Below are 21,658 nucleotides of genomic sequence, written 5' to 3' on the forward strand. Positions count from 1 at the left end.
TTAGTTGCCGTCGTCGCGGTGACGCCAGCGCTCTTCGAGCCGGTCCATGAAGCCCATTTCGGAGGTGACCCGCGACGGGGCGGAATGCGCGTCGTCGGCCTCGACGCGCTGCCAGGAGGTGATGGCGAGGATGGCGGTCGCGAGCATGACGAGGAAGCCGAGGATGCTGACGATGGGCGACGTCTCCATGCCGGCCACGAGCGCGGCCAGGCCCACGACGAACCCCAGAGCGGCCAGAAGGGCGCGGCGGCGATGGATCTTGATGACGCCGGTTCCGCGAAGGGCGTGGGCAAGCTTCGGATCGTCGGCCGCGAGAGCCTGTTCCATCTGCTCCAGCAACCGCTGCTCTTCGTCAGAAAGAGCCACGTCGCCTCCTCGGTCCCTGCGCAGGGTGCCCTGCGGTGTGGCCAGTGTAGGCGTCGCCGTCTGAGAACGGAACAGACTACGGACGCCGCCTGCCGGCCAGCGTCGCCCGCTGCACGGCCCGGGGGCCGAAGCGGGCGACGGCGGCGTCCGCGGCCCGCTCGGCGTCGCGCCAGCCATGGTCCGGCTCGCCCAGCATCGGCTGCTGATAAGCGGTTTCAGCGTTGACGAGCCCTTCGACGCGGACGCCGACGCGCCTGATCCGGGGGCGGTCCAGCCGCATCGCCCGCAGCGACTTGACCGCCGACGCGTGCACGTCGCCGGTGGCGTCCGTGGGGCTGCGCAGCGTGGCCGAGCGCTGGACGACGCGGAAGTCGGCGAAGCGGACGTGCACCGTGACCGTGCGGCCCAGGACGCGGGCCGCGCGCATTCGGGACGCCACCCTTGAGGACACCCGCAGCAGCTCGTCCTCGATCAGGCCGAGGTCGTCGGTGTCTTTGGAGAAGGTCTCCTGGCTGCCCACGCTGCGTTCACGCTCGTGGGCGATGACGCGGCGAGCGTCCACCCCCCAGGCCAGATCGTGCAGCTGGGCGCCGAGTTGCGCGCCCAGAGCCCGCTGCAGCGTCGAGCGTGGGGTGTGCGCGATGTCGGACACGGTCCGCAGCCCGATCTTGTGCAGCGCGGACGCCGTCGCCGGACCCACCCCCCAGATCTTCTCGACGCCGAGCGGGTGCAGGAACGAGATGACGCCGGTCGGTGGCACCTCGACCAGCCCGTTGGGCTTGGCCGCGTTGGACGCCAGCTTGGCGATGAACTTGCTCGGACCGATGCCCACCGAGCAGGGCACGCCCTGTTCGTCGGCCACCATCGCCCGGATCAGCTCGCCGATCTGTCGAGGGCTGCCCAGTAGCCGCTGGGCGCCGGTGACGTCCAGGAACGCCTCGTCGAGGCTCATCGGCTCGACCGTCGGGGTGATGGTGGAGAAGATCGCGAACACCCCCTCGGAGACGGCCGAGTAGGTGTCGTGGTCGGGGCTGACGGCGACGGCGTCCGGACACAGCCGACGCGCCCGGGTGGACGACATGCCACCCTCGACGCCGAACGCGCGGGCCTCGTAGCTGGCGCTCAGCACCACGCCGCGCGACTCGCCGCCGACCCACATGGGGCGTCCCTTGAGCTCGGGGTGACGGCGGAGTTCCACGGACGCGTAGAAGGCGTCCATGTCGACGTGCATGATCACCGGCATCGGGCCACCACCGCCTCACGCACGGGCCGCCCTTCGAACGTCCCTCCCGGCATCGGGCTCACCGCCACACGCATGGACCGTCGTCCGAACGTCCCTCCCGGCATCGGGCTCACCGCCACACTCGCCCGCCCTTCGCACGTCGCAATGACCGGCATCGCGACCACCTCACGCACGGCCCACCGGTCAACCTCCACGCTCACCGTCATCAGGCTCACCACCCCGAGCTGCCCTGGCTGGAGTGCCAGAGCTTGCGGTGCGGGACCGTCTTCGGCGACTCGCCGGCGGGGGCGATGTCGGTGTACGGGTTCTGGACGAAGCCGCTCGGGTGGACGAACACCCGGCGCTGCCCCATACCGCCGGCGGGGCCGTGCTGCCCGGTGTCGGCGGGCGGACCAGAACCCCAGTCGTCGCCGCGTTTCACCGGCTCGGGCATCTCGACGGGCGCGTCGATGATCTCGTGGACGGCCGCGATCGCCGCCGCCTCGTCGCCGGTCTCGTCGAGGACGCGCCGCCACACCGATTCCAGATGAGTCAGTTCCCAGGCCCCGGTGGCACGCAACGAGACCCCGCGTGGGCCGGTGCGACGCAGCTCGCCGCGTCCGACGAGGAGCCACGAGTTGAACACCGTGGCGGCGTAGGGACCCTGGGCGTCCGCGAAGAACGTCAGGTCGACCGGGCCGGTGGTGTCGTCGAGGGTGAGGAAGATCACCCGCTTGCCCGAGCGCACCGGCGGCGTCTGGGTGGCCACCTTCACCCCGGCGACCAGCATCGACGAACGGCTGCGCCGCTTCAGCAGCCCCTCTGACCAGGCGATCCCCAGCGAGCGGAGGAACGGCAGGTGGTCGCTCAGGACGTGCCGGGTGGCGTCCAGACCGATGATGTCGAGTTCGGCGGCCATCCGTTCGTCGGCGGTCATCTCGGGCAGCCCGGTCACGACCACGTCGCCGGGTCGCTCTCTCACGTGCCCATCGACCCGGCCCTCGTCGAGACCGCCGGCACTGACATCGACGTGCAGATCCAGACCGCGCTCAGCCGCGAATGCCGCCTCGGGGGCTCCCCCCTGCCGATCGCTGGGCGGAGGACCCAACTCCAGCGCGAGCTGGACCGCTTGGCGTCCGGCCGCACCGGCGGACGCCAGCCCTCGAGCGCGACCCGTGGCGCGGGCGTCCACCCGGGAGGCCCGGACCAAATCGGCCAGACACAGCAGCAGATCGCGGCGGGTGACGACGCCGCGGCGTCCGATCGACCGCGCCTCGCCGATGCCGTAGAGGTCGTCGAAGGCGCCCGCCAGCACCAGCCGTTCGGCCAGATCGGACGCCGGCGCGGCCCGCGTCCAGAAGTCGATCAGGCCCAGGTACGGACGCCCTGCGACGATGCGCTCGCTCTCGGCGTCCGTGATGCCCCGAACGTCGGACAGAGACAAGCGAATGCCGTAGCCATCGATCGCTCCCCCTGCACTCTCTGTCTTCTCTTCTGGCCAGGCGCTCGCGCTGCGCTGCTCGAGCGGCGCCGTGGCCCGTTCAGTAACGGGCTCGATGCGGTAGTCGGGCATCGACCGGTTGACGTCCAGGGGCAGGATCGGAATGCCGAGGCGGCGGGCCTCCTCGAGGATCAGCCGCTTGGGGTACATGCCCGGATCGTGGCTCAGGACACCGGACAGGAATGCCGCCGGGTGATGCCGTTTGAGCCAGGCCGACTGGTAGGTGGGCAGCGCGAACGCGGCGGCGTGGGCCTTGCAGAAGCCGAAGGAGGCGAACGACTTCAGCACCCCCCAGACCACCTCGACGGTCTGCGGGTCGTAGCCGCGACCCAGCGCGGTCGGGACGAACCAGCGGCGCACATCCTCTTGGCCGGCCTCGGAGCCCAGCGCCCGCCGGGCCTCGTCGCCATAGGCATAAGAGCAGCCCGTCATGATCGAGACGATCTTGATGACCTGCTCATGGAAGACCACCACGCCGGCGGTCTCGGCGAGCGCGGGGATCAGATCGGGGTGCAGGTAGCGAGGGACATCCCAGCCGTTGCGGGCGCTCAGGAACGGGGTCACCATCTCGGACTTCACCGGGCCCGGACGGAACAGCGAAATGTCGATGACGATGTCGGTGAAGTCTCGCGGGCCGAACTTGCCGACCAGCTCGCGCTGCCCCGGCGACTCGATCTGGAAGCAGCCGAGGGTCTCGGCGCGCCCGATCATCTCGTAGACACTCTCGTCGTCGAACGGGGCGAGGGCGTCCAGGTCGATGCGCTCCCCAGTCGTGCGCTCGACCTCGTCGACGGCGTGGGCCATCGATGACTGCATGCGAATGCCCAGCACGTCGAGCTTGAGCAGTCCGATGTCCTCCACGTCGGTCTTGTCGAACTGGCTCATCGGGTAGTCGCCGAAGGAGCGTTCGACGGGCGTCCGGTCGAGCAGGGACGCGTCGCTCAGCAGGACGCCGCACGGGTGCAGCGCGACGTGCCGCGGCAGGCCGTCGAGGCGTTCGACCAGTTCAAAGAGCACCTGTAATTGCTTGTCGTTGAGGTTGGCGGCGCGCAGTTCGGGCAGGTCACGCAGCGCATGGCGGGCGTCGCGGGCGCGGATGTGCGGGAACGACTTGGCGATGGCGTCGATGTCGCCAGGCGGCAGGCTCATCGCGGCGCCGACGTCGCGGATGGCATGCCGGACGCGGTAGGTGTCCATCATCGCCACGCAGGCGACGCGCTCGGTGCCGAACGTGTCGAAGATCATGTCGTAGATGTCGGTGCGCCGGGCGGACTCCACGTCGATGTCGATGTCGGGCAGGGCGCGCCGCAGGGGCGACAGGAAGCGCTCCATGATCAGCCCGTAGCGGATCGGGTCGACCCCCGAGATGCCGAGCGCGTAGTTGACCAGGCTGCCCGCCCCGGAGCCGCGCGCGGCCACCCGGATGCCCTTGGCCTTGATGTCGTCGACCACCCTCGCGACGGTCAGGAAGTAGGACGCGAAGCCGAGTTTTCCGATCACCTCCAGTTCGACGTCGAGCCGCGCGAGCGCGGCATCGTCAGGGACGCCGTAGCGCACGTTCAACCCGGCCTCGCAGCGGTGGCGCAGTTCGGTGAAGCCGTCGGCGGCGCCGAGGACCTCGAACTCGGGCAGGTGAATCTCGCCGAGCCCGACGTCCGCGGCCGGATCAAGCCGGCACCGGATCGCCAGGTCGCGGGTGGCGCCGAACAGCCGGGTCGCATCGCGGCGTCCGGAAAGGGCACAGACCTCCTCGGCCACGGCGATCATCTCTTTGCCCGACTTGAGATAGCCCTCGGCGTTGCGGCGATCGACGTTGCGGACGTCCAGCGGGACGAGGCGACGGGCGGCGTCCAGGACGTCGGCGGCGGGGGCGTCCGAGCGGGACGCCATGCGGACCGCGTTGGTGAGGACACCGGTGATGCCGTGGCGGTCGGCGAAGGCGAGCATGCGTCCGGCCAGGGACGCCGACCCCTGCCCATGGCCGGCGACCCGATGGTTGGTGACGCCGATAGCGAGCCGGTCGCGCGGGACGACGTCCAGCCATTCACGCAGCAGGGTCTCGGCGCGGTCGTCGGAACGCGCATCGAGCGCGCGACCGAGATCGGAATCAGGGCCCAGCATGACGACCAGGTCGTCGCCGTGGCGTCCGATCAACTCGCGGGTGACGCGCGGGCTGCCGCGCTCGCCGTCCGCGTGGGCCGCCGAGACCAGCCGGCACAGCGACGCCCAGCCGCGTCGGCTGGACGCCAGCGTGACGAGGCGTCCGATCATCGGGGACGCCTCGCGCGGCCCGGTGCCGACGATGGCGTGGGCGTCCGGGCGGCCCCGGATTCCGGCCGGACGCAGGGCGAGGTCGGCCCCGATCACCGGGGCGATGCCGGTCTCGGCGCAGGCCTTGGCGAACCGGATCGCCCCGTAGAGGCCGTCGCGGTCGGTGAGGGCGAGGGTGTCGGCCTCGGCGTCGACTGCCGCTCTGACCAGGGCCGACGGGTGCGACGCCCCGTACTGCAGCGAGTACCCGGACGCGACGCGCAGGTGCACGAAGGGGTCGCTCATGAGGCAACCCCCGGCCTGGCCACCGCCACCGCCGGACGCCTCCGCCAGCCCAGATCGACGGCGCGGTGAAAGGCGCGCGCGTCGCGGACGAGATCGTCGGCTTCGCGCTCGCTGACCAGCGCGGACGCCCCCGCGGCCACGGTCTGGCGCTTGAGGTCGAGGGCCGCGAAGTATTCGGACCACTCCCCCAGTTCGGGCGCCACCTCGGCGAGGACGGCCCACACGTTGCGGCGTCCACCATCGAGCGAATGCAGGGCACCCCGGCGGCGGGGGCGTCCGGACAACGCCTCAGCCGCGATCCGCAGCGCGGCGGCGTGGGCGAGCAGGTAGCGCTCGGCCGGACGCTCGGCGTACTCGGCGGCGTCCAGGGACGCGGCGATCGGGTCGGTGAGGTCGGGCATCAGTCGAGCACCGCCCGCAGCCGCCAGTCGGGCTCGCCGGTGGCGGTCGTGGTGTGGGCGAGGTCGTAGACGCCCGGGAGCGACGAGCGTCCGGCCATTGCCACCACCCGCCAGACCTCGGCCTCGGCGAGGAGGTCGTCGCCGGGGCGCGTCCACCAGTCGGCGGTCTCGAACCACCGATTCTCGACTTCGAGGACCTTCCACAGGCGTCGACGCCAGACGAACTGGGCGGGGCCGACGTCGTCGCCGGAGGGGGTGTCCAGCCGCTCGGAGCGCACCTCGATGGGCTCGTCGTATCGTCGCATAGCGCCCCTCCGATCGACTCAGTATCGAACACATGTTCGATGGGAAGGATCACTATAGGAGGGGCCTCCGACAGTCCGTCAAGGTGGTCTCCTGACCCCGTGGATGACTCCTTCGGCAGTCGGCCCGGCGGGGAGAGTTCAGGGTGATTTACGAGATCCACGACGATCGAGTCGTTGTGCGGGTCATCACGATTCGACACCGGCGAGATGCCTACGTGTGACGGTCCATACCCAAACGCCGGACTAGCCCGACGGACGTGCGCCCCGTCACCTCGCGAGACCACGAGACGGTGATATACCAACCCTGACGGCCCACGCCACAAGCCCGGACCGCCTCCTACCCGCTCCGCGACCCGGAGGTCCGCATGTCAGACCAGCACGATCCCACCCTGCCCGACCACCTCGCCCCCTGGATCGCCAAGGGCCAAGAGCTAGCCGCCGCCGACGAGCGCGAGCGGGCCCGGATGCGGCAGATGCGTTTCGACACCATCGCCGTCCACGGCCTCTACTCCGCCGAGGCCGCGCTGGCGAACGGCGGCAGCGTCATCGAGCCGGCGTTCCTGAGCCCCGCCCAGCACTTCCCCGACAGCGACGCCCTCGAGGCCGCGCTCGGCTACCTGATGCCCGCCTGGGGCTACACCCGCATCGCCAACCCGACGGTCGGCTACCTCGAAGAGACCCTCGCGCTGCTCGAGACCTACCAGACCGGACTCACCGCGTCCTGCGTCGTCACCGGCTCCGGCATGGCGGCCGTCGACATGGCCGTCAGCCCGTTCCTGGCCGTCGATCCGAGCCTGCCGCCGGCCAACGTCGTCGTGAGCGCCCGCTGCTACGGCGGCACCTTCCAGCTGTTCGCCGAGCGCTACGCCCGCGAGCGCGGCGTCGATGTGCGCTGGGTTCCCGATCCGCTCGATACCCACGCCTGGGCGGCCCGCATCGACGAGGGCACCCGCGTGGTCTACGGCGAGATGCCGTCCAACCCGTCGCTGTCGGTGTTCGACATCCCGGCCGTCGCGAAGCTCGCCCACGCCGCCGGCGTCCCGTTGATCGTCGACTCCACCGTCGCGACCCCGGCGCTGATGCGTCCGCTGGGCATGGGCGCCGACATCGTCATCCACTCGGTCAGCAAGTCGATCGCGTCGTCGGGCCTGGCGATCGCCGGCGCGCTCATCGCGCGTCACGGCCTCACCAGCCGCTTCGGCACCGACGACATGCGGGCCGACTTCGCCATGCACGTCAAGCTGCTGCCGATGCGCGATCACGGACCCGCGATCAGCCCCTTCAACGCCCTCATGGCGCTCACCGATCTGCGGACGCTCCGCACCAAGATGGACGCCTGGAGCCGCAGTTCGCTGCGGATCGCCGAGTTCCTGGACGCCCACCCGGCCGTCACCCGCGTCCTCTACCCCGGCCTCCCCACGACGCCCGGGCACGATCTCGCGCAGGCGTCCATGTGGCTCGCCGATGGCGACGCGGACGGTCAGCCGGCGAATCGCTACGGCCACCTGCTCGCGTTCACGGTCGGCGACGACCAAGCCGCCGCCCGCCGCGCCTTCGACGGCTTGACGATCGTCCGTCGCGCCACCGATCTCGGACGCGTCAAGAGCATCGCCACCATTCCAGCGATCTCGACCCATCAGCAGCAGGGCGAGGCCGGACGCACCATCGCGAGCATCCCGCCCAACCTGATCCGGCTGTCCGTGGGCGGAGAGCACACCGACGACCTGATCGAGGACCTCAACGCGGCCCTAGCGCGCGCCTGAGCGCGGCGGCCAGCTCCGCGTTGCGGGCGGCGAAGTCGCGCCACTGCGGCGGCGTCCGATGGAGTTTGGACGCCGCCGCGTCGGCGTCCACCGCGGTCACCGACCAGCGGTCGAGGCGTCCGTCGGACGCCGTCAGCGAGAACAGGACGCCGTCGCTCCAGCCGTGGACGGCGAGGTCAGCGGGCGTGCAGCCCGTCACGCGCTGCGGAGCGATCAGCCAGTCGAGAGCGGCCAGCTCGGCCTGAATCCTGGACGCCGTCTCGAACGCCAGCCGCTCTGCCGCGGCCTCGCGCGCCTCGGTCAGCGCCGAGCGGACGCGAGCGGCGGCGTCCGAATCGCCCGACAGCAGCGACCGCAGGACGCCGCCGAACGCCTCGCGATCGCGAGGCGCCACCCCGCGCGCCTCGGCGAGCGATCGATCGGTGGCGTCCAGGTGGGTCCCGGTCAGGTGCAGCGGGCAGGCCCGCACCAGCCCCGACCAGGCCAGCTTGGCCGCGGTCGCGCCCAGGTAGGGGCCGAACGCGGGGGCGTCCGGCTCGGACCAGACCAGCACCAACCCCGGACGCCTCGGCCCGTCGTCCAGGACCAGCCAACACGGCACCTCCTGGCCACCGCGGGTGCGGTTCCAGCGCGGTAGCGAGCGTTCGAGCAGGTTGCGCTCCAGCCAGGACGCCTCGTGCAGCGACGCGCACACGACCGCCTCGACGCCCACGATCTGGCCCACCATGCGGCGCAGGTGCCGCCGTTCGCGCAGGTCGCCCCAATAGGAGCGCGTCCGCGAGCGCAGGTCGGTCGCCCGGCCCACATACAGGACACGCCCCGCGGCGTCCGTGAAGCGATAGACACCGGGCTCGGGCGGCAGCAGCCCGCAGGCAGTCCGAACCATCGACGTCACGGCCACGAGTCAACCACCTGAATCGGGGACGGATCGGGCTCGATATCGGTATTTCGAGCCTCGTCACGACCGGGAGGCCACGACGGGTGCGCTTTTGATTGGTAGTCCAACCAAAAGCGCACCTATCACTTCGCGGCAGGAATCGTAGGCGCTCAACCGGCTGGCGAGGCCTGGGTCACAATGGACCGGTGCTGCTGACGATCACCCTCGCCCCCCACACGGACGCCTATCCGGCGTCCGACCTGGGCTTTCTGCTGCACAAGCATCCCGACAGGGTGCAGACCATCGACGCCGGTAGCGGCACGGCGACCGTCTTCTACCCCGAGTCCTCCCCTGCGCGCGCGACGGCGGCGCTACTGCTGGAGGTCGATCCGATCGCGCTGGTCCGCGGCAAGAAGACTGGACCCGAGGCTTTCGCGCTCGGCCAGTACGTCAACGACCGCCCGTACGCCGCGAGCTCGCTGCTGGCCGTGGCGATCAAGCGCGCCTTCAGCACCGCGATGACCGGACGCTGCGACTCGCGGCCCGAGCTGGCGGCGTCCGAGCTGCCGCTGACGATCCACGTCCCGGCCTGCCCGGCCCGCCGCGGCGGCGCGGACCTCGTCCGGCGCCTGTTCGAGCCCCTCGGCTGGCAGGTGGACGCCGTCGCGCCCCCGCTCGCAGCGGGCCTCGACTGGGGTCCGGCCCCGTACGTCGACCTCACCCTCACCGGACGCCTCCGCCTCGCCGACGCCCTCAGCCACCTCTACGTGCTGCTGCCCGTGCTGGACGACGCCAAGCACTACTGGGTCGGCGCCGACGAGGTCGACAAACTCGTTCGCCGCGCCGAAGGCTGGCTCGCCTCCCATCCGGAGCGGGGTCTGATCACCGACCGCTACCTGGCGCACCGCCGGTCCTTCGTCTCGGACGCCGTCGCCCGGCTGGCCGCGCTCGACGACGCGAGCGACGACGAGGCCGCGCCTGCGGCGTCCGGCTGCGTCGTCGACGAACCGACCGACCGGACGCCGCTGCGTCAGCAGCGACTGGACGCCGTGCTGGCCGTCCTGCGCGCGGTCGGCGCTCGCCGAGTCGCGGATCTGGGCTGCGGCGAGGGCCTCTACCTGCGGGCGCTGCTGGACGATCCCATGTTCACCGAGGTCCTGGGCATCGACGTGTCCGCTCGCGAACTCGACAAGGCCGAACGTCGGCTGGAGCGCCTCAGCGACAGCCAGCGGGCCCGGGTGACGCTGCGGCAAGGCTCGCTGACGTACACCGATCCGGCGCTGGCGGCCTTCGATGCCCTGCTGCTGATCGAGGTGATCGAGCACGTCGAGTCCGACCGGCTGGCCTCGCTGGAGGCGTCGGTCTTTGGGGTCCGAGCCGCGCACGTGGTCGTGACAACGCCGAACGCCGAATACAACGCGATCTACGGGCTCGCGTCCGGCCAACTGCGCCACGCCGACCATCGCTTCGAGTGGACCCGCTCCGAGTTCGCCGACTGGGCTCACGGGGTCGCGGAGCGGCACGGTTACGCTGTCGAGTTCCGCGGCGTCGGCGAGGCCGACGACGACCTCGGGACGCCCACCCAGCTCGCCCTGTTCACGAGGGAGGCGTCATGACCCCGGTGCGTATTCCGGCGCTCAGCCTCGTCGTCCTGATCGGCGTCTCGGGGTCGGGCAAGACCACGTTCGCCCGCGAGAAGTTCGCCCCGTACGAGGCGATCAGCAGCGACGCCTGCCGCGCGCTCGTGAGCGGCGACGAGAACAGCCAGGAGGCGTCCGGTGACGCCTTCGACGTGTTGCACTACGTCGCCGGCAAGCGTCTCGACCGCGGCCTACTCACCGTCGTGGACGCCACCAATGTTGGCCGCGACTCGCGCGCCGCGCTGATCAAACTGGCCCGCGACCATGACGTGCTGCCGGTGGCGATCGTCCTGGACGCCGGCCTTGACGTGGCCATCGAGCGCAACCGGAACCGTCCGGATCGGCCCTTCGGCGACGGACCGATCCGGCGGCAGCAGGCGCAGTTGGCCAAGTCGATCAAGCACCTCGGCAAGGAAGGCTTCCGTCAGGTCCACATGCTGCGGGGTCCTGACGAGATCGCGGCGGCGTCCATCGTGCGCGAGCCGTTGCTCAACGACCGGCGCGACCTCGCTGGACCGTTCGACATCGTCGGTGACGTCCACGGCTGCCTGGCTGAGCTGCTCGACCTGCTCGCTCGCCTCGGCTACGCCGTCCAGCGCGACGACGAGGGGCGTCCGATTGACGTCTCCCATCCCGACGGCCGGACGCTCGTGTTCGTCGGCGACCTCGTCGACCGCGGACCCGACATCGCCGGCGTCCTGCGGCTGGCGATCGGTGCGACGGCGTCCGGGCACGCGCTGGCCGTCCCGGGCAACCACGAGGCGAAGCTCATCCGGGCCCTCGACGGACACGACGTCAAGCGCACCCACGGCATGGCCGAGACCCTCGACCAACTGGCCGTCGAGACGCCCGAGTTTCGGGCGGCGGTCCGAGCTTGGTGCTACGGGCTGGTCAGCCACTTGGTCCTCGATGACGGACGCCTCGTCGTCGCCCACGCCGGCCTCAAGGAGGCCTACCACGGACGCGCCTCGGGACGCGTCCGGGCGTTCGCCCTCTACGGCGACACGACGGGTGAGACCGACGACTACGGGCTGCCGGTCCGTTACCCGTGGGCCGAGGACTACCGGGGCCGCGCGCTCGTCGCCTACGGCCACACCCCGACCCCGACGCTGGAGTGGGTCAACAACACGATCTGCCTCGACACCGGCTGCGTCTTCGGCGGACGCCTCTCGGCCCTGCGCTACCCCGAGCGTGAGACCGTCTCGGTGGACGCCGCGCGCGTCTACTTCGCGCCCGCGAAACCCTTGGTCGCGCCGGCCACGAGGGCCGTCGACGAGCTCCGAATCGACGACGTCAGCGGACGCCGCTCCATCGAGACGTCTGCGATGGGTCGGGTGACCATCACAGCCGAGGACGCCGCCGGCGCGCTCGAAGTGATGAGCCGTTTCGCGCTGCACCCGCGGTTGGTGCCCTACCTGCCGCCCACCATGTCGCCGGTGGCCACCTCGCGCCGCGAGGGCTACCTGGAGCACCCGGACGAGGCGTTCGCCCAGTTCGCCGAGTGGGGCGTGCCGCGGGTGATCTGCGAAGAGAAGCACATGGGCTCGCGGGCGGTCGTCTACCTACGCCCGGCCCGTCGACAGGCTCATGACCCCGGCGGCGCGGTCTACACGCGGACGGGCCGTTCCTTCTTCTCCCCCGCGGTCAGCGCCGAGTTGGTGACCAGAATCTCGGACGCCGTCTGCGCGGCCGGGCTGTTCGACGAGTTGGACACCGACTGGCTGCTCCTGGACGCCGAGTTGCTCCCCTGGTCGGTCAAGGCGACAGGACTGCTGCGCGAGCAGTACGCCCCCGTCGGCGCGGCGGCGCTGCTGGCACTGCCCCCGGCAGCCGACGCCCTGGCCGCCGCGGCGTCCAGGGGCCTGGACGTGAACGTCCTGGCGGCCCGCACCCAGCAGCGCCTGACGAACGCGCGCGCCTACGACGAGGCGTGGCGGCGCTACGTCTGGCCGACGGACGGGCTCGACGGCGTCCAGGTGGCACCGTTCCAGGTGCTGGCCGCCGAGGGACGCACCTTCGCCACCGTCGACCACGAGTGGCACCTGGGCGTGGCCGACCGACTGGTGCAGGTCAGCCCGGACCTGTTCCGTCCGACCCGGCGGACGATCGTCGCCGTGACCGACGACGCCAGCCGCGCCGACGGCGTCCAGTGGTGGGAAGCCCTCACCGAGGCAGGAGGCGAGGGCATGGTCGTAAAACCCCTAGCCAACCTCACCAAGCTGCCCCAGGGCGGTCTCGCGCAGCCCGGGCTCAAGGTGCGCGGACGCGAGTACCTGCGGATCATCTACGGCCCGGACTACACCCTTCCCGAGAACCTCGGACGCCTCCGCGACCGCAACCTGTCGCGCAAGCGGTCGCTGGCGCTGCGGGAGTACGTGCTCGGGTTGGAGGCGCTCGACCGGCTGGTCGCGGGCGAGCCGCTGTGGCGCGTCCACGAGGCCGTCTTCGGGGTGCTGGCGTTGGAGTCCGAGCCGGTGGATCCCCGGCTATGACGACCTGGCTGCACCGCTTCACCGTCAAGCCGCACCATCTGGACGCCTACCTCCCCCTGTGGCGGCGCGAGGTCACGCTGCGGCGGGCCTGCGGCTTCACCGTGCATCGCGCCTTCGTCGAGACGGACGCCGAGCCCAAGTTCACCTGGCTGTACTCGCATCCGGACGCCGATGCCCCGGCCCTGGTCGCGGCCGAGGCGGAGGCGTCCGTGCTGGCCGACGCGGCCCGGCCGCACGTGTTCGGCAATGTGGTGGTGCGCCCGGTCGACGTGGAGGTGCTGACGTCCGCGACGCCGGAGTCGATGGACGGCCGGATCGCGATCATGCGCCGCTACGACCTGACCGGCGACTGGGACGGCTTCTTGGAGGTGTGGCGCCGGATCGTCGGCGTCCGGGAGCGACACGGATTCACCTGCCTGTTCGCAGTGGCGGATCGACCTCACGACCTGTTCACGTGGGCGTTCGACTTCGCCGGAGAGTGGGCGGACTTCCCCGCGGCCCAGCGCGGCTACTACGCCGATCCAGACCGCGTGGCTTTGCGCTCGGTGTTCGATCACATGGCCGACTACTCGATCCACCCCGCCCGGCAGCTAGTCATCGACGAGGAGCCGGCCAACAACTGACTGTCTGGTGCTCATGGGAGAGTAGTTCCGTGCGCATTGCCACCTGGAACGTGAACTCGATCCGTCCCCGACTGCCCCGGTTCGTGCCGTGGCTGGAGCAGCGACGGCCCGACGTCGTCTGCTTGCAAGAGACCAAGGTCTCGGACGCCGCCTTTGTCGAGTTGCTCGGCGACGACCTCGCGCGACTGGGCTACCAAGTCGCCCACCACGGCCAGGGGCAGTGGAACGGTGTGGCGGTGTTGTCGCGGGTGGGCCTGGAGGCTCCGTCCGCGGGCCTCGTGGGCGACCCGGGCTTCCCTGATCCGGGCACGCTGGAGGCTCGTGCGGTGAGCGCGACGTGCGGGGGCGTCCGGGTGACGTCGGTCTACGTGCCGAACGGGCGGACGGTGGGCGATCCGCACTACCACTACAAGTTGGCCTGGCTCGCTGCGCTGCGGACGGCGGCCGCGGACTGGCCAGGCGACCAAGTGATCTGCGGCGACTACAACATCGCGCCGACTGACGCCGACGTGTTCGACCCGGCCGCCTACGCGACCGAGACCCACGTGACGCCGCCCGAGCGGGCCGCGCTGGCGGCGCTGCAGTCGATCGGGCTGCGCGACGTCGTGCGCGAGCGCTGGCCGGACGATCGGGTGTTCTCCTACTGGGACTACCGCGCCGGCATGTTCCACATGAACCTCGGCATGCGGATCGACCTGATCCTGGCGTCCGGCGCGGTCGCGGATCGGCGCGCTGCGGCCTGGATCGATCGCGAGGCCCGCAAGGGCACGGGCCCGTCCGATCATGCACCGGTGATCCTCGACCTGGACGAGGCGCCCGACGGCGACATCGGTCCGATGGTGCCGCCGCCGTCCAATCCGTCGTCCGGGCGCGGACGCCGGCTGCCGCAGGCGAAGGGCTAGCTCCAGGCGCCCATGGCGCCGGTGAACTGGGCGGCGATGATCGCGACGACGCCGTCCACGTCGACGGTGCCATCCGGCCCACCACAAGCATGGGGCGGCTTGTGGCTGTGGGGCGGCGCTGAAGCTTCATGAGTGGGCTGGCTGGCGCAGTGGTCGACGTTGCCATTCTTGGGCGGACGCGGTCATCGAGACAGCGCTCGTCCAGTTGGGTTCCGGTGCTGCAGGAACCAATCGAAGAGCTCGCGCTAGTTGACGCGTCAACGTTCGTCTGTCAAGATTTTGCCCCACGAGGGGAGTACTTCTCAAAGTCGACGCCGGTCATGGCGCGGGGCCCACGCTCCGCCCGGCGCGCGCCCGCAGGGTGAAGGAGACCTCGCAAGCACAAGCTGCGAGGACCCGATGTCACTGCTCACCACGACCATCGCCACCCCAACCCTGTGGGTCATCACCGTCGCCGGGGTGCTGGCCCTGGTCGCGTTCGACTTTCTGCTCACCCGCCGCCCCCACGATGTTTCGATGCGCGAGGCCCTGGGCTGGTCCGGCTTCTACATCGCCCTTCCGCTCCTCTTCGGCGTCTGGGTGTGGCAGGCCCACGGCTCGGAGGTCGGCCTCGAGTTCTACACCGGCTATCTCGTCGAGAAGACGCTGTCGGTCGACAATCTCTTCATCTTCATCCTGATCCTGTCGTCGTTTGCCGTGCCCCGCGTGCTGCAGCAACGGGTGCTGTTGATCGGCATCGTCGGCGCCCTGATTCTTCGTGCCGCGTTCATCGCGCTGGGTGCGGTCCTGATCGCCCAGTTCTCCTGGATGTTCTTGATCTTCGGCGCCATCTTGCTCGTCACGGCGTGGGGCGTCCTGAGGGACGCACGCCACGGCGGTCATTCTCTTGATGTCTCCGAACTGCGTCTCGTGCGTTTGGCTCGCCGCTGGTTCCCGGTCACCGACGACTACCGGGGCACCCGCCTCAGCGTCTCTCAAGCCGGACGTCGCGCGCTCACGCCACTGGCACTCGTCGTGATCGCCATCTTGGGCACCGATGTGGTGTTCGCGGTTGACTCCGTGCCGGCCGTGTATGGAATCACCGGCGACCCCTACCTCGTGTTCGTCACCAACGCTTTCGCACTCCTCGGCCTGCGCGCGCTCTACTTCGTCTTGGAAGGAGCCTTGGCCAAGCTCCGACACCTTGGCTTCGGGCTGGCGTTCATCCTCGCGTTCATCGGCGTCAAGCTCGGGCTGCATTGGGCTCACGGCGTGTGGTCCTGGGTGCCGAGCGTGCCGACCTTGGCGTCCCTGGTCGTCATCGTGGTCGCCCTGGCGGTGGTCACCGCCACCAGCCTCATCGCCGAGCGTCGCGAGCACGACGGCGCCCGCATCGCCTAGTGGGCCTCACCCGACGTCCGGGCGTCTGACACACTTCCGTCATGGCCCGGATCGTCGTGGTGGGGGGCTCGTTGCCCGGCATGGCCGCGGCGGCGCGCCTGGCGAAGGCCGGCCACCAGGTCACCATCGTCGAGAAGCGTGACCGCCTGGGCGGACGCCTGGCAGAGCCCGGCGCCTGGGCTCCGGTCCTGCCGTTCCCGGCCCCGCTCAAGGACCTGTTTCGCAAGTCCGGACGCGCGTTCGACGCCGAGTTCGGACGCCGCGGGCTCCGCCTGATCCCCGCGCCGAACGTCGAACATCACTTCGCCGACGGCACCCGGCTGTCGTGGCCGACCGACCGCGCCGAGCAGTGGCGCCTCATGAGCGAGCGCTACTCCCCCGACGTCGCGACCCGCTGGCGCGACCTGCTCGACGATCTCGACGAGTCCTGGCAGCTGATGCGTCCGTTGGGCCTCGAGGGCGAGCTGATCGACCGCGCCCAGATCACCTCCCGTCGCCATCGCCTCGACCCGAAGCTCACCATCGAGGCTCTCGCCCGCCGCCAGCCCCACCCGCACCTCGGATCCCTCGTCCGCGACGTCGCCTTCCGCGTCGGATCAGACCCCTACCGGACGCCGGCCTGGCTCGCCACCCGCCTCAGCGTCGACCGCATGTTCGGCCGCTGGCTCCTCGTGGACGCCGACGACCGCCCGCAGCCGGCCACGGCCATCCTCGACGTCTTGGCCCAGCGGCTCGCGACCCGCGGCGTCCGAGTCGTGACGAAAGCCCTGGTCACGTCGATCTCGTCGACGCGCGTCACGACCGACCAGGCAGCCTTCGACGGCGACGCCGTCATCAGCACGATCAACCCCTGGGTGCAGCCGCGCCTGGTGGGCGACACCTCGTGGGCCACCCGGCTCACCACGGCACGCCTGCGTCCGGCCCTGGCGCCGCACGTGACCGTCACCCACCTGCCCCAGCAAGAACCCTTCAGCGAGCAGGTCCGGCACACAGCGTCCGGACCGATCGTCACCTACCGACGCCCGACCGAGTCCGGCACCGAGGTGATCGTCCACGATCATGCACGGCCCACGCCGGCCGCTAGCTACGGCGCCCGCTGGGACGGCCACGCCTCCTGGCTCCTTCGTCCCGCCGTCCGGACGCCTCGCAAGCTGGCGCTGTACGTCGCGTCGGCGTCCGGCCGGGGTGGAAACGAGCCCTGGGCGCAACTGCTGACAGCAGCCCTGGCCACCTACGCCGCGCACGAGGACCTCACCGGCGAGGACATCCGCCCCAGCAACCGCGACTACAAGCCCTGACGGACGCGTCCCGGCGGACGCAACTGGGCTGCCGTCGGCGCAGGCACTAAACTCTCTCGACGGCCACGTCCGGAGGGAACCCCACTTGACCAACTCGTCCGACGCCTACTCGCCCGATGCCGGCGTCTCCAGTGACGTCCTGTCCCGCGAACTCGCGATCGAGCAGGCGCACGTGGATGCCGTCTACGAGCGGCTGGGCGTGGCGACGAAGTCGGCCCGCAGCGCGGCCGAGAGCGGCCAGGAGCTCTACCGCTCCGATCGGGGCTCGTGGGTCCGCGAGGAGGACGGCACCGCCCTCTTCGAACGGGACGCGTTCGCCTTCCAGGCCGCCAAGCGCCTCGCCATCCTGGACGCCGAGCACGAGGGCCTCGTCTTCGGCCGCCTCGACCACACCGACCGCGAGGTCCGCTACATCGGACGCATCGGCGTCCGCGATGCCGAGTACGAGCCGCTGGTGATCGACTGGCGGGCCCCCGCCGCCGAGCCCTTCTACCGCGCAACCCCGAACAACCCCATGGACGTCGTCCGCCGCCGCGTCCTGCGTTGCCGGGCGGACAAGGTCATCGGCATCGAGGACGACCTGCTGGATGCCGAAGCCAACATCGACGACCTGCCCATCGTCGGCGAGGGCGCGCTGATGGCCGCCCTGTCGCGCGCCCGCGGCAAGCACATGCGCGACATCGTCGCGACGATCCAGGCCGAGCAGGACGAGGCGATCCGCGCCGACCACCGCGGCGTCACCGTGATCTCCGGCGGACCCGGCACCGGTAAGACCGTCGTAGCCCTGCACCGCGCCGCCTTTCTGCTCTACTCCAACCGGCGCAGGTTCGAGCGCGGCGGCATCCTCGTCGTCGGCCCCGGACCCGTCTTCATGAACTACATCGAGCGCGTCCTGCCGTCCCTCGGCGAGGACTCCGTCACGCTCCGGGCCATCGGGGCGGTGGCGTCCGACGTCCTACCGGACGTCCGCGCGACCCGCATCGACGACGCCCTGGCCGCGAACGTCAAGGGCAGCCTCCGCATGGTCACGCTGATCAAGCGGCTCGTGAATCTGCCGCTGTCCGACGGGCCCACCCAGCTGCTAACCACGGTCAAGGGCAACGTCCTCAAGCTGGACGCCTCCGCCCTCGACCGCATCCGCACCTCGGTCGCCGCGCACGGCAAGCTCAACGCGTCCCGGGACGCCGCCGAGCGCGCGGTGCTCGCTGCCTTGCGGCCGCAGGTCCCCGAGGAACTCGGGTTGGACGCCGACGCGATCGACGACCTGATCACGAGTTCGAGCGCCTACCGGACGTTCCTCAGCACCTGGTGGCCGCCGCTGGTCCCGACCGAGGTGCTGCGCCGCCTCGCGGACGCCGGCGTCGTCGACCGCATCGCCACCGACCTACTGACCGAGGCCGAACGCGCCGCGCTCACGGCGTCCTATGCCACCCACGACGACTGGTCGGTCGCCGACACCGCGCTGCTGGACGAGCTCGCCGCCATCCTCGGACCCCTCCCGCGCGACGCCGGCGACAGCGACCCCACGCTCTTCCTCACCTCCGGCGCCGAGGTGTCGGAGCTGGTCACCATGGCCGACCGCTACACGCGCTCCATCGAGGCCGACCCCGACGACGACAGCGTCGAGAACTACGCCCACCTGCTCATCGACGAGTCCCAGGACGTGACCCCCATGCAGTGGCGGATGCTCCGCCGCCGCGGGCCGCAGGCGTCCTGGACGATCGTCGGCGACCTGGCGCAGAGTTCGTGGCCAGATCTGGACGAGGTCGGACGCGCCGTGCGCGAACTGATCGGCTCCGCGCCGCACCGCGAGTTCCGGCTCTCGGTGAACTATCGCTCCCCCAAGGAGGTCTTCGACCTCGCCGCCGAGATCGTCAAGCGCGCCTACCCCAAGGCCGATCTGCCGACGGCCGTCCGGTCGACGGGCAACGAGCCCGAGCTGGCGCGGGTCTCCGAGGCCGCCCTGGTCAGCGATCTCGCCGCCCGGATCGACACCCTCACCGACCAAGTCCCAGGCACCGTGGGCGTCATCGTCCCGCCGTCCCGCATCGAAGCCCTGCAGGCGGCGGTGCTGCGCCGGCTGGCGTCCGAGATGAACTCGGTCGACATCGACCGGGTCTGGTTCGTCACGCCGCTGGAGGCGAAGGGCCTCGAGTACGACGCCGTGGTGGTCGTGTCGCCGGACGAGGTCGTGGCCGAGTCGCCCGGCGGCGTCCGCGTGCTCTACGTGGCGCTGACGCGTCCGACGCAGCTGCTCGTCACGCTCGATGTGGGGGAATCTGCCGGAGCCTGGCGACGATCTCGTTCGTAGCCGTCGAGCGGTTCAGCGTGAAGAACTGGAGCCCCGGCGCCCCGCCGGCCAGCAGTTGATCGCACAGGCGCGTGATCCGCTCGAGCCCGATCTCGCGGAACCGCGCCTTGTCGTCGGCGGCCGTCATCAGCTCGGCGACAAGGTCGTCGGGCATGACGTCCCCGGCCATCGCCTTGAACCGCGCGATCTGACCCAGGTTCGTGACCGGCATGATGCCGGCCACGATCGGGATCGTCCCGCCCAGCGCCCGGAAGCGCTCGACCAGCGCGAGGTAGGAGTCCGCCCGGAACACCATCTGCGTCACCGCGAAGGACGCCCCCGCCTCCTGCTTGTCGAGCAGGATGCGCGCGTCCAGGTCCAGATCGAACTGGGCAGGGTGCCCGTCGGCGAACGCCGCGACCCCGACCTCGAAGTCGCCGGACGCCTTGACCAGCCGCACCAGCTCGGTCGCGTTGCCGAGCCCGTCCGGATGCGCCTCGAACGGCGTCAGCGGACCCGCCGGCATGTCGCCCCGGATCGCCAGGATGTGCTTGACCCCCAGCTCCGCATAGGACGCCAGCGCCGCGGCCACTTCGTCGCGCGTCTGGCCCGACACCGTCAGGTGACCCATCGTCTGGACGCCGCCGTGCCGCTGGATCGCCCGCACGGCGTCGAACGTGCGCTCCCGCGTCGCACCGGTCGCGCCGTAGGTGACCGACACCCAGTCCGGACGCAGCTCGCGCAGGTTGACCACCGTGTCCAGCAGAACGAACGCGCCGGCGGCGTCCGAGGGAGGAAAGAACTCGAAGCTGAACGTGGGCCGGTCGGGCTCGCCCAGTCGCTGGGCGATCGTCTGGCTGGTCATGGGGCCCAACCCTACGGCGATCGGACGCCGCCGCTGCGGCTAGGCTCGCCTCGTGGTCACCCTGGACGCCTCGCATCCCGTCTCCCCCGGCTTCAAGTCGGCCGTGGGCGATGCCATCGACGCCTTCCTCGTGGGCCAGCGTTCGAAGCTGTCCGCGATCGGCCCCGAGGTGTCGACGCTCGTCGACCGCGGAGCGGCCTTCACCGCAGGCGGCAAGCGGCTGCGTCCGGCCTTCTGCGCGTGGGGCTGGGCGGCGGCCGCGGGCTCGCTGCACCTGCCGGACGCCGTCGTCGCGGCGGCGGCGTCCCTCGACGTGCTGCACGTCTCGGCCTTGATCCACGACGACGTGATGGACGCCTCCGAGGCGCGCCGCGGCGTCCCAGCGGCCCACCGGCAGTTCGAGGCCGATCATCGCGAGGCGTCCGGACGCGGCGACGCCGAGGCGTTCGGACGCGCCGGCGCGATCCTGCTCGGCGACCTGCTGCTGGTCTGGTCGGCCGAGATGCTCGACAACGCGGGGCTGGATTCCGACGCGCTCGCCCGCGTCCGGCCGTGGGTGCAGGCAGTCCGGACCGAGGTCACCGCCGGGCAATACCTGGACGTGCTGGCCCAGTCGGTCGACCCGTACGCCCGCACCCGGACGCCCGCGGGCGTCGCCGAACTCGAAACGCTCGTCTCGCGCGTCGTCACCTACAAGTCCGCGTGCTACACCGTCGAGCGACCCCTGCACATCGGCGGCGCGATCGCCGGGGCGTCCGACGCGCAGCAGGCGACGTTCAGCGCCTTCGGCCGCCCGCTCGGACGCGCCTTCCAGTACCGCGACGACCTCCTGGGCGTGTTCGGCGACGAGGCGCTGACCGGCAAGGACTCCGGCGAGGACTTGCGCGAGGGCAAGCTCACCCTGGTGGTCGTCCGCACGTTCGCTGGCGCCTCGGACGCCGCGGCCCGCCGCTTCGCCGACCTCTTCGGGCGTCCGGACCTGTCGGCCGACGACATCGAGACCGCCAAGACGATCATCGTCGACTCCGGCGCGCAGGCCTTCGTCGAGCAGGCCATCGAGCGCGAGTTCGCCGCCGCGATCAGTGCGCTGGACCACGCTCCGTGGCTCGGGGCGGCGTCCGACGGTCTGGCCAACCTGGCGCGGGCCGCGGTCCGCAGGACGTTCTAGGAGCCGGGC

15 protein-coding genes and 2 pseudogenes are annotated in these 21,658 nt (G+C 71.0%); 10 read left to right on the forward strand and 7 right to left on the reverse strand.

The features are described from left to right. From FN821_RS08765 to FN821_RS08785, 5 genes are all read right to left on the reverse strand, one after another. Entirely contained in the window at window positions 1-366 is a 366-nt protein-coding gene (locus FN821_RS08765; RefSeq protein ID WP_131172251.1) for a DUF3040 domain-containing protein, read from the reverse strand. A 76-nt stretch (window positions 367-442) separates the two neighbouring features. Beyond that, the gene (dinB, locus tag FN821_RS08770; RefSeq protein ID WP_131172250.1) at window positions 443-1,609 is read right to left on the reverse strand and encodes a DNA polymerase IV; all 1,167 of its coding nucleotides are present in this window, start codon (window positions 1,607-1,609) and stop codon (window positions 443-445) included. A gap of 211 nt (window positions 1,610-1,820) precedes the next feature. Continuing rightward, on the reverse strand, window positions 1,821-5,645 hold the full coding sequence (locus FN821_RS08775) for a DNA polymerase III subunit alpha (RefSeq protein ID WP_131172249.1): 3,825 nt from the start codon (window positions 5,643-5,645) through the stop codon (window positions 1,821-1,823). Next, window positions 5,642-6,046, reverse strand: coding sequence for an SAV_6107 family HEPN domain-containing protein (locus FN821_RS08780; protein ID WP_131172248.1), 405 nt, complete (start codon window positions 6,044-6,046; stop codon window positions 5,642-5,644). The genes FN821_RS08775 and FN821_RS08780 overlap by 4 nt, the downstream gene beginning before the upstream one ends. Next, window positions 6,046-6,351 (reverse strand): DUF6504 family protein, encoded by a 306-nt coding sequence (locus FN821_RS08785; RefSeq protein WP_131172247.1) that lies wholly within the window; start codon window positions 6,349-6,351, stop codon window positions 6,046-6,048. Before FN821_RS08785 ends, FN821_RS08780 begins: the two co-directional genes overlap by 1 nt. 134 nt (window positions 6,352-6,485) lie before the next feature. Here FN821_RS08785 and FN821_RS08790 point away from each other — a divergent pair. Then, window positions 6,486-6,572: pseudogene (locus FN821_RS08790) on the forward strand (type II toxin-antitoxin system RelE family toxin); the annotation flags it as partial. A gap of 144 nt (window positions 6,573-6,716) precedes the next feature. Beyond that, complete coding sequence (locus tag FN821_RS08795; RefSeq protein WP_131172246.1) at window positions 6,717-8,114, forward strand: PLP-dependent transferase; 1,398 nt, start codon at window positions 6,717-6,719, stop codon at window positions 8,112-8,114. On the opposite strand, the gene FN821_RS08800 is transcribed toward FN821_RS08795, so the two are convergent. After that, window positions 8,089-9,000, reverse strand: a complete 912-nt coding sequence (locus FN821_RS08800) for a GIY-YIG nuclease family protein (RefSeq protein ID WP_338324583.1) — start codon at window positions 8,998-9,000, stop codon at window positions 8,089-8,091. The genes FN821_RS08795 and FN821_RS08800 overlap by 26 nt on opposite strands. A gap of 197 nt (window positions 9,001-9,197) precedes the next feature. Here FN821_RS08800 and FN821_RS08805 point away from each other — a divergent pair, with 197 nt between their 5' ends. From FN821_RS08805 to FN821_RS08835, 7 genes and pseudogenes are all read left to right on the forward strand, one after another. Beyond that, entirely contained in the window at window positions 9,198-10,607 is a 1,410-nt protein-coding gene (locus FN821_RS08805) for a 3' terminal RNA ribose 2'-O-methyltransferase Hen1 (protein ID WP_131172244.1), read from the forward strand. Further along, the gene (locus FN821_RS08810) at window positions 10,604-13,123 is read left to right on the forward strand and encodes a polynucleotide kinase-phosphatase (RefSeq protein ID WP_131172243.1); all 2,520 of its coding nucleotides are present in this window, start codon (window positions 10,604-10,606) and stop codon (window positions 13,121-13,123) included. The genes FN821_RS08805 and FN821_RS08810 overlap by 4 nt, the downstream gene beginning before the upstream one ends. Then, a complete protein-coding gene (locus tag FN821_RS08815; RefSeq protein ID WP_131172242.1) occupies window positions 13,120-13,746 on the forward strand; it encodes a hypothetical protein in 627 nt (208 codons plus the stop codon). The genes FN821_RS08810 and FN821_RS08815 overlap by 4 nt, the downstream gene beginning before the upstream one ends. A 29-nt stretch (window positions 13,747-13,775) precedes the next feature. Beyond that, window positions 13,776-14,648: an exodeoxyribonuclease III gene (locus tag FN821_RS08820; RefSeq protein WP_131172241.1), complete on the forward strand. Its 873-nt coding sequence runs from the start codon at window positions 13,776-13,778 to the stop codon at window positions 14,646-14,648. Window positions 14,649-15,047: 399 nt separating this feature from the next. Continuing rightward, complete coding sequence (locus tag FN821_RS08825) at window positions 15,048-16,028, forward strand: TerC/Alx family metal homeostasis membrane protein (RefSeq protein WP_131172240.1); 981 nt, start codon at window positions 15,048-15,050, stop codon at window positions 16,026-16,028. 41 nt (window positions 16,029-16,069) lie between these two features. Further along, window positions 16,070-17,311, forward strand: a pseudogene (locus FN821_RS08830) (FAD-dependent oxidoreductase); the annotation flags it as partial. Window positions 17,312-17,411: 100 nt separating this feature from the next. Continuing rightward, the gene (locus FN821_RS08835; protein WP_131172238.1) at window positions 17,412-19,637 is read left to right on the forward strand and encodes a HelD family protein; all 2,226 of its coding nucleotides are present in this window, start codon (window positions 17,412-17,414) and stop codon (window positions 19,635-19,637) included. On the opposite strand, the gene FN821_RS08840 is transcribed toward FN821_RS08835, so the two are convergent. Continuing rightward, window positions 19,585-20,481 carry a methylenetetrahydrofolate reductase gene (locus tag FN821_RS08840; protein WP_131172237.1) on the reverse strand — a complete coding sequence of 299 codons (897 nt, stop codon included), beginning with the start codon at window positions 20,479-20,481 and terminating at the stop codon, window positions 19,585-19,587. The genes FN821_RS08835 and FN821_RS08840 overlap by 53 nt on opposite strands. A gap of 52 nt (window positions 20,482-20,533) precedes the next feature. Between FN821_RS08840 and FN821_RS08845 the strand changes: the two genes are divergently transcribed. Then, complete coding sequence (locus tag FN821_RS08845; RefSeq protein ID WP_241660177.1) at window positions 20,534-21,649, forward strand: polyprenyl synthetase family protein; 1,116 nt, start codon at window positions 20,534-20,536, stop codon at window positions 21,647-21,649. Window positions 21,650-21,658: the final 9 nt, after the last annotated feature.

The organism is Propioniciclava tarda (assembly GCF_900182665.1).
Taxonomy (GTDB): Bacteria; Actinomycetota; Actinomycetes; order Propionibacteriales; family Propionibacteriaceae; genus Propioniciclava; species Propioniciclava tarda.

Coding starts and splice junctions, on each gene's coding strand:
- FN821_RS08825 (WP_131172240.1), top strand. CDS start 15,048: ATGTCACTGCTCACCACGACCATCGCCACCCCAACCCTGTGGGTCATC.
- FN821_RS08795 (WP_131172246.1), top strand. CDS start 6,717: ATGTCAGACCAGCACGATCCCACCCTGCCCGACCACCTCGCCCCCTGG.
- dinB (WP_131172250.1), bottom strand. CDS start 1,609: ATGCCGGTGATCATGCACGTCGACATGGACGCCTTCTACGCGTCCGTG.
- FN821_RS08775 (WP_131172249.1), bottom strand. CDS start 5,645: ATGAGCGACCCCTTCGTGCACCTGCGCGTCGCGTCCGGGTACTCGCTG.
- FN821_RS08800 (WP_338324583.1), bottom strand. CDS start 9,000: ATGGTTCGGACTGCCTGCGGGCTGCTGCCGCCCGAGCCCGGTGTCTAT.
- FN821_RS08780 (WP_131172248.1), bottom strand. CDS start 6,046: ATGCCCGACCTCACCGACCCGATCGCCGCGTCCCTGGACGCCGCCGAG.
- FN821_RS08840 (WP_131172237.1), bottom strand. CDS start 20,481: ATGACCAGCCAGACGATCGCCCAGCGACTGGGCGAGCCCGACCGGCCC.
- FN821_RS08810 (WP_131172243.1), top strand. CDS start 10,604: ATGACCCCGGTGCGTATTCCGGCGCTCAGCCTCGTCGTCCTGATCGGC.
- FN821_RS08815 (WP_131172242.1), top strand. CDS start 13,120: ATGACGACCTGGCTGCACCGCTTCACCGTCAAGCCGCACCATCTGGAC.
- FN821_RS08785 (WP_131172247.1), bottom strand. CDS start 6,351: ATGCGACGATACGACGAGCCCATCGAGGTGCGCTCCGAGCGGCTGGAC.